The following is a 13855-nucleotide window of genomic DNA, read 5'->3' as shown; positions in this document are numbered from 1 at the left end:
TCGATTTTGGTTGTCGGTTGGGCCGCGCGGTCAGTCGGTCTCAGGAATCCCGAGCAGCCGGACGAGCACGGTGCGCGCTTGTGGCACGGCCTCGTCGTCCGGAACCGAGTACCGGTAGAGGAGCGCGATGTACTCCTCGAAGAACGCACGAAGTTGGTCGAGGTCGACACGGAGTGTGGCGCGTGAGAACAGCGCCGCATCGGCCCAGGGCCCCAGCGTGTCGCGAGCCTCTGCGAAACGGCGGACGGAGTCGACGAGTTCGGCGAGGTTCAGCCGGTGCATCTCGGTCAGCGCCTCGCGCATCTGCGGCGTCTGCCGGCTGTACGGCGGGAACCGCCGGTCCCCAGGCACCGTGCGCCACCACCGCTCCCGCCCCTTGGCCAGTTCCGGGACCTCCTCGACGAAGCCGTGCTTGGCCAACTGTCGCAGGTGGTAGCTGACCAGCCCCGTGCTCTCACCCAACTCGCGAGCCAGCGCCGCGGAGTTGGCCGGCCCCCGACGCAGGCATTGCTCGATCCTCTGCCGCATCGGGTGTGCGAACGCACGCAGCGCGTCGACGTCGGTGATCTCCTGGGCGGGCGGTTGTTCGACCATGGCAGGGACGATACGAGTTGCAAAGAGAACTTGCAAGTAGGCTTTGCAACTCGGCCGCTCGTCCGTATCAAGCCGGCGTCGACCTCACCTCGCTTCAGGAGGCGCTGGAGACGGCCGCCCGAGGTGGCTGCCTGGCTCGTGCGGTCTCACCGGTTGCGGGTAGGGATGATCGCGTTTGTCGCCGCGCGAGGGCACGGAGGGCGAACGCGATGGCGTCGCTGTTGAGGTGCAGCGAGGTGGGGTCGACGTTGGCCGTGGTGTCGCAGGCGGTGTGATAGCAGGGGTCCAAGGGGCGGCCTGCCGTCCCACCCCACTTCCCGGCCTGGGTCTTTGTCTTGATGGTGGCGGCGCCGGTGAACAGTCCGCTGACCGGGATGCCGGCGTTCTTGAACGGCGCATGGTCGGAGCGGTCGAAGGTCAGAGGGCGCGGCGGGGATGTGCCGTTGTGTGAACCACGCCGTGAACAGTGTCTGGAGCCGGGGATCGTCGTTGTAGACGAAATAGCCGGGATTGGGCGAGCCGACCACGTCGAAATTCAGGTAGGCGAGGATCCGTTACCGTTCTGCCGAAGTCAGGCTGTTGACATAGTGCTGCGATCCGATCACCCTCAGTTCCTCCGCGTCCCACCAGGCGAAGCGCAGGTGTCTGGCCGGACGGGGATACGGGTGCTCTCCCCGAGACATGAGCCCGCGCTCACCGAGGCCTTTCCCCACGTGGAGGGTTGTTGTGCCGGTGCACAAAGTCAGCCGGCTCGCTTGCACCATGACCCCCCGCCCTCTCCGCCGAGCAACATGGGGCTGACCGGGTGACGATGGACGTGTACTGACGTGACCACGCTGCTCCCAGGAGGAGGCAGGTGTCATGACATCTCCCCCGCACAGCACCGAGCCACAAGAGGGTCCCCTGGCCGAAGGCATGGCCGCCCTGGCGAACATGGGCTGGCAGATCCTGCTCACCATGGGTCTTGCCACCATCGCCCTGGGCGTCATCGCCCTGGTCTGGCCAGGCGCGACACTACGCGTCGTCGGCATTCTCTTCGGCGTCTACCTCCTGGTCACCGGTGTCTTCCAACTCGCCGCCGCCTTCGGCACCCACGTCCCCCGGCACCTTCGCGTCCTGCACTTCATCACCGGAGCAGCATCCATCTTGCTGGGCCTGATCTGCTTCCGGGGCACCCTGGAGTCGATCCTGCTGCTCGCTCTGTGGATCGGCTTCAGCTGGCTGCTGCGCGGCACCTTGGAGACGGTTGCGGCGGCCTCCGCCCCGGCCATGCCGGGACGCGGCTGGCACGTGGCCTTCGGTATCATCGGGGCCCTGGCGGGTGTCGTGATGATCATCATGCCGTTCGCCTCGATCGCGACACTCACCCTGGTCGTGGGAGTGATGGCCATAGTTCTGGGCCTGACCGAGGTGATCCGTGCCATCGGGACGCGAGTCGAGATCGGCCGTCTCGCTGCGGGCACGGCCACCCAGCGGCGGCCACTGTTCCATGCCCGCCCGCATCCCCAGCACTGACCCGCACAGCCGGATCGGGCGACTGCGGCGAGCGACGGGGATTGCCCGCCCGGATGGGGAGAGCCCCGGTCAGCGCCGACCCCACACGGCGCGGACCACGCGTAGCCATCTCGCGCCGCCGATGGGATCACCGGATGCGGGAGGCTGCGCGGGCGGACAGTGGAAGAGGTGTGTTGTCCATGTGCCGTTGGCTTGCCTATGCGGGGACACCCGTACTGCTCGATGACGTCCTGTACCAAACGGACCACTCACTGATCGACCAGAGTCTGCACTCACGGATGGGCGTGCAGACGACCAACGGCGACGGATTCGGCGTCGGCTGGTACACGCCGGAAGCCGACAGCCCGGCGGTCGTGCGGGACACCGACCCGGCTTGGAACAACCGCAACCTGCGGGAGATAGCGCAGCACGTTCGGTCACCGCTGTTCTTCGCCCACATCCGGGCCTCGACCGGCACGGCGGTGCAGCAGACCAACTGCCATCCCTTCCGCCATGGCCGTTGGATGTGGATGCACAACGGCGAGATCAACGAGTTCGACAAGCTCAGGAGAGACCTTTGCCTGGCCGTCGAACCAGGGCTCTTTTCCCGCATCGAGGGATCGACGGATTCCGAGGTGATGTTCTTCCTGGCGCTCACGTTCGGCCTCGACCACGATCCGCCGGGCGCGGTGGCACGCATGGCAGGGCTCGTCGAGCGAACCGGCCACGCGCATGGCGTCGTGTACCCACTTCAGATGACGGTCGCGGTCTCCGACGGCGAACGGACCTGGGCTTTCCGCTACTCCAGCGAAGGCGCCTCGATGACCCTCTTCTACAGCACCCGTCTCGATGCCCTGCGGGTGCTCCACCCGGACATCGAGTTCCTGCAAGGGCTGTCGGAGGAGAGTCGCCTGATCGTGTCAGAGCCCCTCGGCGGCCTCGCCGGCGCCTGGAACGAGCTTCCGGAGAGCAGCTACGGCGTTGTTCGGCCAGGTTCGGACATCCTGCGGCCCTTCGAACCCCAGTCTGCCTAGGGGCTTCGCGTCATACCGCCCAGATTGCAGATGGAGAGCCTCGTTGTCACGGCTCGACCTACAGGAGATCGTCCGCCACGACACCACCCGCAACGAGCACGAGGTCACCACGGCGACCAGCAGCACGACATCACCCGCGACCTCAAGCGCACGGAGTCCGGTGAGCCGCCGACGGCGGGGGAGCGGCCGGGACAGCGCGGCTGATCAGCCGTGTCAAGGCATGAGCGGAGTTGGTGAGCTCGTTTCATTTCCGATACACGGCCTGGCCCCTCCCGGGATGCTTCGCGGTTACGGCCCTTCGCCGTGAGCGGGGTGCGGGGTGCGGATGAGCTGGCCTCAGTCCTCGTCCTGGGCTCGCCGGTAGAGCTTGGCGATGTCGTCGTCGAAGTACGCGGCGTAAGAGACATCGTCCTGGTCGCCGCCGCCCTCGTGGCCACCCAGGACGCCGATGACCGTGCCGGTGTGGCTCTTGGGGTCGTAGTCGGCGAGCCAGGGGCTGCCGCTGGTCCCGTCCTCGAGGTCGGTGCACTGGATGCGCAGTTGGGTGTCGCTGAACTTCGTGGTGCGGTTCTGGCATGAGACGGGGGTGTCACGGCGGGTGGGATAGCCGGTGATCTTGACCTTGTTGTCGAAGCCGCGGTTTATGCCGAGGGCGTTGCCGCCCAGGAGGTCCTGGATGTCCTTGCCGTCCTTCTGGTCGAGGACGAGGAAGGCGACGTCGAGGTCCTCGTCCTGCGACTTGGCCCAGCGGTCGTCGACGACCACCTTGTTGACCTTCCACAGGCCGGTGGGTTCGTCGCCGTTGCGGTAGCCCGGGGCGAAGACCAGGTCGTTCAGTGGCTGTCCGGAGTCGGCGTCGAAGGCGCAGTGGGCCGCGGTGATCAGCATGTTCTGACCCGGACTCTGCACCACGCTCGCCGTGCAGAAGTGGGCGCCCCGGTCGTCCTTGTCGAAGACCGCACCGATCCGGGCGTTCTCCTCGGTCCTGCGGGGGGTGTACGCGTTGCCGTCCTTGGCCGGGGCCGTCGCGGGGAGGCCCTGGTCCTGGTCACGCGGGGACTGGCCCGGCTCGCCGGACTTGCCGAAACCGCTGCGCCCGCTGCTTCTGACCGCATGGGTTTCCCCCGCGGCGTCGCCCACCGCGGCCCCGGCGATGACCAGTATCAGAGGCAAGATGGACTTCCTGACTAGCGAGCGCACAAGGTCATTATCGACGGGAGCCGATCCCGCTTCAGGCGTAGCGCGCGAAAAGGGCCTGGAGTTAGCCCTCCGGCCGCCGGGTCAGCAGGGTGGGAGTCAGATCGGCACGGCCCACCTCGCGCCACGGGACGGCGACCCTTTCCGCGTCCGGAGCAAAGGCCAAGGCGTCCAGCAGGCTCCAGTAGAGATGGGCGGCGCGATCTTCGGCCAGCGTCCCTCCCGCCGCAACGTAGCGGTCGGCGAAGTGCATGCCCGCGGCAACCCCGTGCAGCAGAGCCAGGGCCGTCGAGCAATGGGCCACGTCAAGGTCGGCCGGGTCGGCGTCCGCAACGGCGCCACCCACACCGAACTGGTTCTCGGCCCCGACGGCCAGTGCACCGTCCTGGAGATCTGCGCCCGACTCGGCGCCGGACACATCGGCGACCTGATCCAGCACGCGCTCGGCATCGACCCCTGGCGCATCCTGTGGGACATCGCCCTCGGCCACCCGGCCACCCTCACCCCAGCGCGCAACGGGTACGCCACCGTCCGGTTCCTGACCACGCCCCACACAGGCCGACTGGTCGCTGTCACGGGCCTGCCCGAGGTGACCACCACCATCCCCGCCGTACGCGTGCGGGCGGCCGAGGGTACGGGCGTGGGTCCGGCGACGTCCAACCGCGGCCGCCTCGGCCATGTCATCGTCACCGGCCACGATCCGCGTGCCGTCGACGACCAGGCCGACCAGATCCTGCGCCGGATCGCCGTCACCGTCAACCCGGGGAGCGGGGCGTGAGCACACCGCCCGACAGCCGTACGGCCGACCACCAGACCACCAGCGCTTCGGAGTTCGAGCGCCTCTTCGGCAGCGCAGGACGTCCGGTGACAGCGCCTTCAGAGAGATCGCGCGCCTCGTCGACCCGGACCTCCCATCGGATCCGGACCTGTCGTCCTGGTGGACGAGCAACTGGGGCGGCGTTCTCCGGCCTCGGCCATGGCAGTGGCGACTGCGGCTCTGAAGTCGTCATTGCCGTAGAGGAAGGTGCGGGAAACGTCCGCACGGCGTGCGATGGCTGCGACGCTGACCGGGGCTTCCTCAGCTCAGGACCAGCTCGGCCACTGGAGGGCGTCCGTGCCGCCGGACGCGGTCCCCGACCGGGAGTTCCGGTCCGGCGGCGGACTCCGTTCAGTCCCCGGGCCGCTCGGAGGCCAGCAGCTCCCGGAGTTCGTCCATCGCCTCCCGGAGCCGGTCGGCGAACGTCCGCATCTGCGCAGCGACCGCCATCGGCGTGCTCAGGTAGAGGTTGAACCGCTCGGGAAGTAGCACATAGGCGACACCGATGCACTGGCTGCTGGTCGACCCGAAGCCGAAGTACTGGATATTGACGGACGGCGCGGAGCTCGTGCTCAGGTAGTCGTCCCGCATGGTCAACCAGCCCGGCGTCCGGTACAGCGCAGGCTGCTCGGTCACCCCGAGCTCGGCCCCGCGCCGGCGCTGGATCAGCTCCAGCTCCCACAGGTGCTGCTCCGGCACCTGCCCGGCCTGGCACGCCTTCGCGCGCGCCACATGGGCCTCGGTGGCTGCCCGGAACGCGGCGCGCCGGGCGTCCGCGTCCGCTGCTGAGTCCTCCATCGCCGCAACGAAAGCCACCATCTCGGTGGTGACGACGCGCATCGCCTCGGTCCGCCCGTGCCGGTACTGCCGGGTGGCGATCGACTCGTACGTGGCGCCCAGGTGCCCCTTGGCGCGCTGGTGGGCGAGCTGGTAAGCGGCCTGGACGAACGCGTCCGGCGAGACCCCCAACGCCTTGGCCGCGCTGCTGCCGAAATCCGCGAACGACAACGTGCTGGACGCGGTGTTCTCCCCGTACGCCGCGAACGCGTCGGCGGCGGAGCGCACCTGAGCCCGCAGCGCGTCGTCCAGTTCGAACACGATCGGCTTCAGCGCCGGCAGCCCCTGGGAGAGGGCTCCGGACTGCCGGGACTGCTCCTCGGCCGGGGTATTGAGCAGGGCGTCGGTGAAGTTGAGGATCGTGGTCCCGTCCAACTCGCAGTGCTCGACGTTGATGCCCGCCCGTCCATCGGCGAAGACGACGAGGGACACGGCCTTGTCGAACCAGCGGTTGCCGCGGCCGCCGTACAGCAGCTGGTCACAGGCGTCCTGGACGTCCGTGGGGGCGAAGTCCTCCAGAGCGACGCAGAACAGCGCGGTCTCGACATCGTCAAGGGCGTCGGCGTTGCGGGGGTGGCAGGCGACAAGGGACTCCCGGGCGGCCGCCCACTGCGCGCGAGCCATGGTGGTGAGGTGGCCCACCGAGGTGTCCGCGCCTGCAGGGTCGGCGCCGGCCTTCATCACGGCGCGCAGTCCAGCCTCGATGTCATCCAGGCTGTGCGGGACCCCGTCCGGACCCAGCACGTCCAGCCGGAACATGCCACCCCGGAAGAACACCACGATGTGCCGAGCCTCGGACGGGCCGGGCCACTGCTCGGTGTAGGGGGCGCGGACGGTGTCCTGCTGCGCGCCGGGGATACGTGTGGTGGAGAACAGAAACTTGTTCTGCACCATCGACTGTGGCGCTCCGCGCTGCACCACCGGTGGAATCAGTCCCTGATCGAGCTGCCGCTTGTAGTTGAGGGCCCCGGCGACGAGCCCGGCCGCCCGCTCCACCTGCGCCTGGTCGGAGTCCTGGAACAGGAAGAAGAAGTTGGCGTTGAGCGCGATCCGGTCCCGGCGGCCCAGGTATCGGTAGGGCCAGAAGGTGTCGAGCCAGCTGTGCACGCCCTCCATGGCGTCGTATTCCTCCAGCGCAGCATGCAGTACCCGGCCAGGGCCGTCGGGGCGGAGAAAAGCGGCAACCTCCGCCTCGGTCACCGACCGTTCGTCGGCCGTCAGCAGCGGCGTACACCAGGCGAGAAACCTCTCGCAGCTCGCCTCCAGCGTAGGCAGCGGCACGCGAGGGAGGCTGTCCTCCTGGGCGAAGGTCGCATTGCCTGAAGCATCCTGACTGATCATCAACACCGTTCTCGCTTCGGATCGTTGGGACCTGCGATGTCGTACGGCCGGGAAAGGTAGAGCTGTGCGTACAGCCAGCCTTCCGCCTCCAGGCCCTGTGCATCCACCCCTGCGGCCGACATGTTGTCGAGCACGAGCGCCTGCTCCTGCGGGGAGGCGAACCGCCGCTGTCTGAACACCTCGTCCACGCGTGTGGTCCGGTAGCCCAGACTCGCCAATGCGCGCTCGAAGGAGTCGAACGGGAACATCCGCAGCACGAAGTGCGCCATCCAGGGCCGGCGGGTGCCCTGTGCCCGGACGACTCGCGTGAGCGTCCGCTCGGTGACGTAGCCGATGCAGCCCGTCGAGATCACCAGGTCCGTACCCGAGAGCTGGGCGCGCTGTCGCGGTGTGGGCTCGTGCTCCTCCAGGTCGGCGTGCACCGCGTCGTCGAGGAACCCGGCCTCAAGTCCGTAGGACAGCGCGCTGCCGGAGGTGTCGAGGCCGACGAAGCGGATCGCTTGCGAGGGTTGGCGCGCCCGAGCCAGCTCCCGGTCGCGGGCCAGCAAAGCCTCGCGGCTCTCACCTGCACGCTCCTCGTCGCCGTAGCGCAGGTACAGCTCGTCCATGGTCGCGTCGTACTTCAGCAGGGCGGCGTTGATTCCGTACGAGCAGCCGATGTCCAGCACCTTCGGTACCGCGACGTGCCGGGACTCCCGGTACTCCGTGATGAACTTGGCGAAGTAGGGCTTGGCCTGCTGCGGAACGCAGTAGACGAGCGGGCGCAGCACCCTGAAATAGGTTCGCGGATCAGGCTGTTCGTAGATGTGGTCGAGTGAGACTTTTCCGGTCACGTCGAAACGCACAGGGCTTACTCCTCCGTGGGATCGCGCAGGGGAAACGGCCTACGGCGACTACGCGTTCTCGCCGCCCGCTAGTCGAGGAGCCGGTCGCCGCGGACCGCCAGGCCCTCCGCCGCCAAGTGCTCGGGCAGCACCCGGCCGAAGAGCTGCCGGGTCCGTTCCAAGCTCCCGATGACGCCGGGGCGCTCGCTGTAGGCGAATATCGCGGAGTGGCGCGCGACCTCGCCGCGCACCGGGCTCACTCGGTGCAGCGAGTAGCGGCCTTTGAACAACTGCAGGTCACCAGGTTGCAAGAGGAGGCTCCGGGTCAACCGTTGGCCCCGGCCGTCCACGACGTCCCGGACGTCGTCGAAATTCTCGTCCTGCGCTGTCCGAATGTTCGGGCAGTACTCGAAGACGCCGCCGGCCTGCGCTTGCTGGGTGAGCATGCTCACGGTGAACTCGTTGGTGTCGAAGTGCCAGGGGTGCTCCATGCCCGGCGCGATGACGTTGAGAACCAGCCCGGAGAGCGGGTCCGCCAGCTCGTGCAGCTCCGGCAGTTCGAAGCAGCTGGCGATGAAGTGCCGGAACACCACGTTGGAGTAGAGTCGGCTGATGAGGGAGTCTGCGGGGATACGGTCCCGCGCGACGAACGCGTTACCCCGCTCGAAGACCTTCCGGCCCGGATGGTCCTCGGGCAGTGCCGAGTCCACTGCGATGTTGTAGACGTTCACCGTCTCGGCGTCATGGTGCGCCCGGGGGGCGATGGCCGAGCACTCCTGACGCAGCACATCGCGCAGCGACGGGCGAATGAAGTCCGGCAGCACGGTGCAGCCGAGGATCAACAGGTCGCGCCGGGCACGGGAAACCACGGCCTGTCCCCGGGCGCTCGCGAGTTCCGACAGGGGATAGCGAGCCGTGTCGACCACCTGATCAAGCGTCAGGGCTTCGAAAGAGCGCATTCGATCCTCTCCACAGGCGGGCCGCCCCTCTCGCCGGTTCCGCCTCTTACGCACACAGGGGACGAGCGACGCGATCCGTGCGGTCGGCCGGCCCTTCACTCTCGGCTTCTCAATAACTCGTCTAGCAGGAACGGCACTTGAAGTTCCCACAGTGGTGCAGTGTTGTCTGTATGTGACGCGTCACACTGCCCGACTGTGCGTTCCAGCATGCCTTCGCGGGTTCGGCACGGGCCGACCGTCACGCAGGAGCCGCAGTGGCCGGTCAGGCCCTTCGCGGTCAGTCAGATCACCATGTGGTCCAGCGCGCCCGTGCGGCGGACGTACGAGGGCGGCAGCCGGAGCCGGAACGTACCCAGCCGGTCCCGGGGGACCCGGACCGTGACCGCCCCGGCCTCCGTGGCCAAGTGCTCGTCCATCTCCGGCTCCAGGGCGGCATGCATCAGGAGGCCGGCATGATGCGCCGCCATGGGAACGAGAGACGACAGTGACGAGGCGTACGCAGTCGGCCTGTGCAACCGGGTGCTGGTTGAGGCGGGCTTGACCCAGCACAAGTTCGACTGGTTGCTGGGGGATCCCGGGACGGGCGGTCGACACATCCTGTCGTCCCGACTCCGCTTTCAGCAGCTCGGAGGTTGGTCTCTCATCCATGAGGGGGAGGCCTTCCGCGCGTCCGGGGATGCTGCAGTCGGGCCGCGAGCTCTCCCGGCAGGACGTCCCGGTTTGCCGGAGTGATCTGGATGACCTCGATGTCGGTGCGCCGCTTGAGGGCGTCGGTGAACGGATCGCGGTGCATGTGGACCGTGGCGACGACGTCGGCCTCTGCGACGAACAGCGCGTCGACCGCGTACCGGAACGCCGCGCACGCCAGTTCCATCCGCCCCAGCTCGTCGATGAGCACCAGCCGCCCTGTTGCCTCCTCGATTGCCGCCGGCCGAAGCGACGGCAGCGCCAGTCGTTCCATGACGCCCGGGTCGACGCCGTATTTCCCTACCCGTGGCGGACCGGGCAGGTCGACATGGGCGAGCACTTCCCGTCGTCCTGCCAAGGTCTCCAGGGCGAAACCGACGCGGGCGCCGGAGTGCCGGATCTCCTCCGTGGTGAAGCCGGTGGCCGCGCGGGTGGGCAGCAGCGCGGCCAGCCGACGCAGGGCGGTCGTCTTGCCCGCGCCAGGGCGGCCCTCGAGCAGGATCCTTGTCGGCACACTGCCATCTTCACCCCCGCTTCCGGAGGCGGCCCGGGTGGGCTCGGCCGAGCGGGGGTTTCGGGCGCGGACCGATGCCGGTGCCGCCGTTGCGGGTATGGCGGCGCGCATGAGCGGAATTGAACTCAGCAGCACCGCGTTCAACGAGAAAACGATGATCCCCCGTCCGCGGGGAGGGTGAGAACATCTCACCGCCTCTGACCTGGTCGGGGGTGCCCCACGAGGCCACGGAGCTCGTGCTCGGCTTCGGCCGCGTGGGCTGGGGAGGGCCGATGCCTCCACCGGGGCACGGGCCGCACCGCTACTTCTTCCGCCTGTACGCCCTGTCCGAGCCGCTGCCACTGCACGACCACCCGGGCGTCGAGGACGTGCACCGTGCCCTGACGGACAGGGAGCTGGCCTCCGGCACCCTGGTCGGGACCTATCAGCGCTGAGCGCGTCACCGCTGGTCGTAGCCATGAGCGCCGTACAGCCGGACGAACCGGGCCGCGGAGACCGTCCTGCGGTGCACCAGGTTGTGGGCCCGCCGCTCGTACAGCTCGACGCGCTCCTGCCCGCCCTGCCCGATCGGCTGGACGAGCCGGCCACCGGTGCGGAGCTGATCCACGAGCGGCTCAGGCACTCGCGGAAAGGCCGCACAGACGATGATGGCGTCGTACGGGGCACGGGTCGGCATCCCGAGGGTCCCGTCGCCGAGTACGACCTCGGCATTGCCGACGCCCTGCCGGGCCAGCCGCAGGCGGGCCTCCTCGACGAGGTCGGGCCAGCGCTCGACGCTGACGACGTACGCGGCCAAGCGGGCCAGCAGCGCGGTCTGCCAGCCGTATCCGGTCCCGACCTCCAGGACCCGCTCGTCTCCGGTGAGGCCGAGAGCGGAGACCATCATGGCGATCAGCGAGGGCTGGGTGGTCACCTGCCCGTGGGGGAGCGGAACGGGCGTGTCCCGGTACGCGGATGCCACCTCGTCCGCGGGGACGAATTCCGCCCGGGGCACGCTCCGTACAGCCTCCAGGAGACGGGCGTCGGTCACGCCCACGGCGTGGGCCGCGCGGACCAGGTCCTGGGCGGCCCGTTCATGGGCCATGGGACCGCGGGGCCGTGACGGTGGCGTCGGCGGCCCTCGTTGTCGTGCGTTCCAGAAGCCGTGCGGCGTGATCGTGCTCGTCGTTTGACGTCGCCCCGTTGCCCACGTGCTTGGCGTCGTTCTCGCAGTTCTCGTTGGGGTGCCGGTGAGCGGGGTCCGGTTCCGACCGGACGCAGCCCGGGCGGCCGAAGCCCTTGGCCTGGTTGAGGTTGAGGTTGAGCGGCGTCAGCGCCGTGCGGCGGACCGTCGTCTGCTCCAGGGAGAACCGCAGCGGGTCGGCCACCGCCGGCACGCCTGCCTCCCAGGTCTTGGGCGGGGTGATCGAAACGTCCGTCTCCTCCGCACCGCTCCTGCTCCTGCCCATGTGCCCCATCCGCCGCTCGTCCGCCGCGCTGCAGCTCCAGCCCAGTGTCGGCATATCCCGCGCGGGGCGCGATCCGGGGCGGTCGGGCGCAAGGGGCGACCCATGATCCGGGAGGCGCGACGCGCCGGCGTCAGGACGGGCTCCCCGGGTCGGCGTACCGCAGCAGGGCGCCCACGCCCTCGTACAGCCACAGCTCGCTCTCCGGTACGACGACCAGCTCGGCACCGGTGCCGACGAGGGCCCGGACGAGGGCCTCGTCGGCGCGTTCCTCGCGCGGGGCCCGCACACCGAAGGACATCAGCTCCGCCTCGGTCAGGGCGAGCTGCGTGGGCTGGGAGCCCGCCCAGAGCCGCAGCGAAGTCCCTGGCGGTCGGTTCAGCAGCAGTGCCGCGACCTGGCCGCGCTGGAGGGCGGCGACGGTGGCGGCCAGCCCCTCCGTCACAGGTCCGTCCAGGGCGCGCCGGCCGATGAAGATGTCCACGAGTTCCCGGTCGTGCGCGGCCATGCGGCTGCGGAAGACGCCGTCGAGCTGGGGCTCCAACAGGGCGCGTCCTGTGTCGGTGGGGGTCCGGCCGCCCACGCGTACAACCTTGTCCCGCAGGGTGTGCGGCAGGCGGCGGATCAGTACGTTGCATGCCCATTCGTCCCCGCCCACGACGACGGCGTCGGCATGGGCGCGCCGCGCCCGTTCGTCCAACCGGTGACCGAGCTGGAGGGAGGTGCGGTGCCAGGTCGCCACCGCAACTCTGCGGTGCAGCCGCTCACCCGGGGTCACAGTCGACGCGGGCCAGGTGCCGGTCTCCGCCTCCAGAGTTACCCAGCCGTGGGTCTCGGCGGTCGGCAGGCCGCCGTAGTGAACGACTACGGCCATGTAGGGGATCTCCGGAAGGTGCTGGGTGACCAGGGGCATCGCGTCGGGCAGGGTGCTGTAGCGCGCGGAGTCGTGCTCGGGCGGCCTGGGCAGCTCCCCGTCCAGGACGAGCGTGCCGTGGGCGGCGAAGATGGCCTGACCGTGCACCCCCGGCACCTCGGTGTCGGCGCCGACCACCTCCTCCAGTACGTTCAGCAGCGCCCGGTCCGAGCCCTGACGGGACAGACTCTCGCGCAGCCGCAGCCAGCGCAGCGCGATCGCCCGGTCGGGATGCTCGACGTTTCGGGAGGTGTTCAGGTACACGGAGGCGAACGGGCCCGGCTCCGCGTAGAGGGCTTCAAGGAACGACAACCTCATCGCCACTCCTCGTCGATGGTCTCCCCTCCTTTGATGATGCGCGCCCCTGGTGCGATGGAGCTCGACGAGCGCAAAGCGGTGCGGAACGCGGGGCGGTCAGGCGCCGGCCGACAGTAGCGGGTTCATCGTGAGCATGGCGGCGGCGACCAGGCCGTCCAGCACCGTCAAGCCGCGGGCCGGGGCGGCAGGCCGCTGAGCAGCCGGGCCCGGTAGCCGGATGAAGGTGCAGTCCGCGCGGGAGCACCAGATCGTGGCGGGGCCGCCTTGCCCCACGTGAACACCGGTTTCTGGGCCGTATTCGACAGGGACTGAGGGGGCGCTCGTGAGCTGCCGATCCAGCACAGGCCGACCATCGCGCGCTGGACCGAGAGCACAGCGGGGTGATCCCGCAGCCGTCGGCTCCTGCAAGACCTCGGGTGAGAGGGCCCCGGGACCGCAGCCTCTCATCGTTGCCATGGACCACCCATCGGAGCTCCGGCAGGCCTATCGGTAGGGTCGAGGTTGCCTTAACGAAGTGGCCGTCCAGTGATGGATGCCCTCGGCCCGGTGGGAGGGCGCCGGCTTCTCGTCGGTCCTGTCCTTTCCCGAGCAGGCGGTGACCGCCATCAGCACACCCAGCCCCATCCGTTGATCTTGCGTGGGTATCCCCGGCTTCAGCCGGGGAGGGAAACGCATCCTCGTCCCAAAGGCGCGCAGCGCCGGAGTTCGCTGCGTTGTCAGTGGCCTGCACTACGTTGACGACAAGGGCCGAGGGGGTGGGCTGGATGATCCGTGCGTACACGTTTCTCATGCGGCTCTACCTTCTTCCTGGGTCCGCCCCAGCCATTCGTAGGGTTGTGGCACCCAGGGGAGCTGGGTGTGGCTTTCATGCGGCTGCCAGC

At 69.0% G+C, this 13855-nt stretch carries 12 protein-coding genes and 5 pseudogenes; 4 read left to right on the top strand and 13 right to left on the bottom strand.

What is annotated here, in order from left to right; translation table 11 throughout:
* Nucleotides 1-30: 30 nt before the first annotated feature.
* The 3 genes and pseudogenes from ACWEN3_RS07835 to ACWEN3_RS07825 all read right to left on the bottom strand — a co-directional run.
* Nucleotides 31-594, bottom strand: coding sequence for a helix-turn-helix domain-containing protein (locus ACWEN3_RS07835; RefSeq protein ID WP_452967039.1), 564 nt, complete (start codon nt 592-594; stop codon nt 31-33).
* A gap of 94 nt (nt 595-688) precedes the next feature.
* Nucleotides 689-1006: pseudogene (locus ACWEN3_RS07830) on the bottom strand (M28 family peptidase); the annotation flags it as partial.
* 63 nt (nt 1007-1069) lie between these two features.
* A pseudogene (locus ACWEN3_RS07825) lies at nt 1070-1250 on the bottom strand (M28 family peptidase); the annotation flags it as partial.
* Nucleotides 1251-1455: 205 nt separating this feature from the next.
* Here ACWEN3_RS07825 and ACWEN3_RS07820 point away from each other — a divergent pair.
* A complete protein-coding gene (locus ACWEN3_RS07820; protein ID WP_452967037.1) occupies nt 1456-2109 on the top strand; it encodes an HdeD family acid-resistance protein in 654 nt (217 codons plus the stop codon).
* Nucleotides 2110-2288: 179 nt separating this feature from the next.
* Nucleotides 2289-3122, top strand: a complete 834-nt coding sequence (locus tag ACWEN3_RS07815; RefSeq protein ID WP_452967034.1) for a class II glutamine amidotransferase — start codon at nt 2289-2291, stop codon at nt 3120-3122.
* A 336-nt stretch (nt 3123-3458) separates the two neighbouring features.
* Here ACWEN3_RS07815 and ACWEN3_RS07810 read toward each other — a convergent pair whose 3' ends face one another.
* Complete coding sequence (locus tag ACWEN3_RS07810) at nt 3459-4295, bottom strand: trypsin-like serine peptidase (protein WP_452967032.1); 837 nt, start codon at nt 4293-4295, stop codon at nt 3459-3461.
* 88 nt (nt 4296-4383) lie between these two features.
* Nucleotides 4384-4638, bottom strand: a pseudogene (locus tag ACWEN3_RS07805) (aminoglycoside phosphotransferase family protein); the annotation flags it as partial.
* Here ACWEN3_RS07805 and ACWEN3_RS07800 point away from each other — a divergent pair.
* Nucleotides 4615-5097, top strand: coding sequence for a hypothetical protein (locus tag ACWEN3_RS07800; RefSeq protein WP_452967030.1), 483 nt, complete (start codon nt 4615-4617; stop codon nt 5095-5097). The pseudogene ACWEN3_RS07805 and the gene ACWEN3_RS07800 overlap by 24 nt on opposite strands.
* A 390-nt stretch (nt 5098-5487) precedes the next feature.
* On the opposite strand, the gene ACWEN3_RS07795 is transcribed toward ACWEN3_RS07800, so the two are convergent.
* The 5 genes and pseudogenes from ACWEN3_RS07795 to ACWEN3_RS07775 form a co-directional block, all read right to left on the bottom strand.
* Nucleotides 5488-7314 (bottom strand): choline/carnitine O-acyltransferase, encoded by a 1827-nt coding sequence (locus ACWEN3_RS07795; RefSeq protein ID WP_452967029.1) that lies wholly within the window; start codon nt 7312-7314, stop codon nt 5488-5490.
* The gene (locus ACWEN3_RS07790) at nt 7314-8159 is read right to left on the bottom strand and encodes a class I SAM-dependent methyltransferase (RefSeq protein WP_452967026.1); all 846 of its coding nucleotides are present in this window, start codon (nt 8157-8159) and stop codon (nt 7314-7316) included. Before ACWEN3_RS07790 ends, ACWEN3_RS07795 begins: the two co-directional genes overlap by 1 nt.
* Nucleotides 8160-8227: 68 nt before the next feature.
* Nucleotides 8228-9097, bottom strand: a complete 870-nt coding sequence (locus tag ACWEN3_RS07785; protein ID WP_452967024.1) for a HalD/BesD family halogenase — start codon at nt 9095-9097, stop codon at nt 8228-8230.
* Between the two features lie 284 nt (nt 9098-9381).
* Nucleotides 9382-9540 (bottom strand): annotated as a pseudogene (locus tag ACWEN3_RS07780) (transposase); the annotation flags it as partial.
* 197 nt (nt 9541-9737) lie between these two features.
* Complete coding sequence (locus tag ACWEN3_RS07775; protein WP_452967022.1) at nt 9738-10298, bottom strand: nucleoside-triphosphatase; 561 nt, start codon at nt 10296-10298, stop codon at nt 9738-9740.
* Nucleotides 10299-10407: 109 nt separating this feature from the next.
* Between ACWEN3_RS07775 and ACWEN3_RS07770 the strand changes: the two are divergent.
* Nucleotides 10408-10732: pseudogene (locus tag ACWEN3_RS07770) on the top strand (YbhB/YbcL family Raf kinase inhibitor-like protein).
* 5 nt (nt 10733-10737) lie between these two features.
* Here the strand turns inward: ACWEN3_RS07770 and ACWEN3_RS07765 are convergent.
* The 3 genes from ACWEN3_RS07765 to ACWEN3_RS07755 all read right to left on the bottom strand — a co-directional run bounded on the left by ACWEN3_RS07765 (nt 10738) and on the right by ACWEN3_RS07755 (nt 12974).
* Complete coding sequence (locus ACWEN3_RS07765) at nt 10738-11382, bottom strand: protein-L-isoaspartate(D-aspartate) O-methyltransferase (RefSeq protein WP_452967019.1); 645 nt, start codon at nt 11380-11382, stop codon at nt 10738-10740.
* Nucleotides 11372-11746 carry a hypothetical protein gene (locus ACWEN3_RS07760; RefSeq protein ID WP_452967017.1) on the bottom strand — a complete coding sequence of 125 codons (375 nt, stop codon included), beginning with the start codon at nt 11744-11746 and terminating at the stop codon, nt 11372-11374. Before ACWEN3_RS07760 ends, ACWEN3_RS07765 begins: the two co-directional genes overlap by 11 nt.
* Before the next feature lie 130 nt (nt 11747-11876).
* On the bottom strand, nt 11877-12974 hold the full coding sequence (locus ACWEN3_RS07755; protein WP_452967014.1) for a baeRF2 domain-containing protein: 1098 nt from the start codon (nt 12972-12974) through the stop codon (nt 11877-11879).
* Nucleotides 12975-13855 lie beyond the last annotated feature (881 nt).

This window comes from Streptomyces sp. NPDC004561, from assembly GCF_053602155.1.
This window is presented reverse-complemented; position numbering and strand designations above follow the sequence as displayed.

What these genes read in the sequence shown, in the direction of transcription:
- ACWEN3_RS07835 (WP_452967039.1), bottom strand. Translation starts at nt 594, where the DNA reads ATGGTCGAACAACCGCCCGCCCAGGAGATCACCGACGTCGACGCGCTG.
- ACWEN3_RS07820 (WP_452967037.1), top strand. Translation starts at nt 1,456, where the DNA reads ATGACATCTCCCCCGCACAGCACCGAGCCACAAGAGGGTCCCCTGGCC.
- ACWEN3_RS07815 (WP_452967034.1), top strand. Translation starts at nt 2,289, where the DNA reads ATGTGCCGTTGGCTTGCCTATGCGGGGACACCCGTACTGCTCGATGAC.
- ACWEN3_RS07800 (WP_452967030.1), top strand. Translation starts at nt 4,615, where the DNA reads ATGGGCCACGTCAAGGTCGGCCGGGTCGGCGTCCGCAACGGCGCCACC.
- ACWEN3_RS07795 (WP_452967029.1), bottom strand. Translation starts at nt 7,314, where the DNA reads ATGATCAGTCAGGATGCTTCAGGCAATGCGACCTTCGCCCAGGAGGAC.
- ACWEN3_RS07785 (WP_452967024.1), bottom strand. Translation starts at nt 9,097, where the DNA reads ATGCGCTCTTTCGAAGCCCTGACGCTTGATCAGGTGGTCGACACGGCT.
- ACWEN3_RS07765 (WP_452967019.1), bottom strand. Translation starts at nt 11,382, where the DNA reads ATGGCCCATGAACGGGCCGCCCAGGACCTGGTCCGCGCGGCCCACGCC.
- ACWEN3_RS07760 (WP_452967017.1), bottom strand. Translation starts at nt 11,746, where the DNA reads ATGGGCAGGAGCAGGAGCGGTGCGGAGGAGACGGACGTTTCGATCACC.
- ACWEN3_RS07755 (WP_452967014.1), bottom strand. Translation starts at nt 12,974, where the DNA reads ATGAGGTTGTCGTTCCTTGAAGCCCTCTACGCGGAGCCGGGCCCGTTC.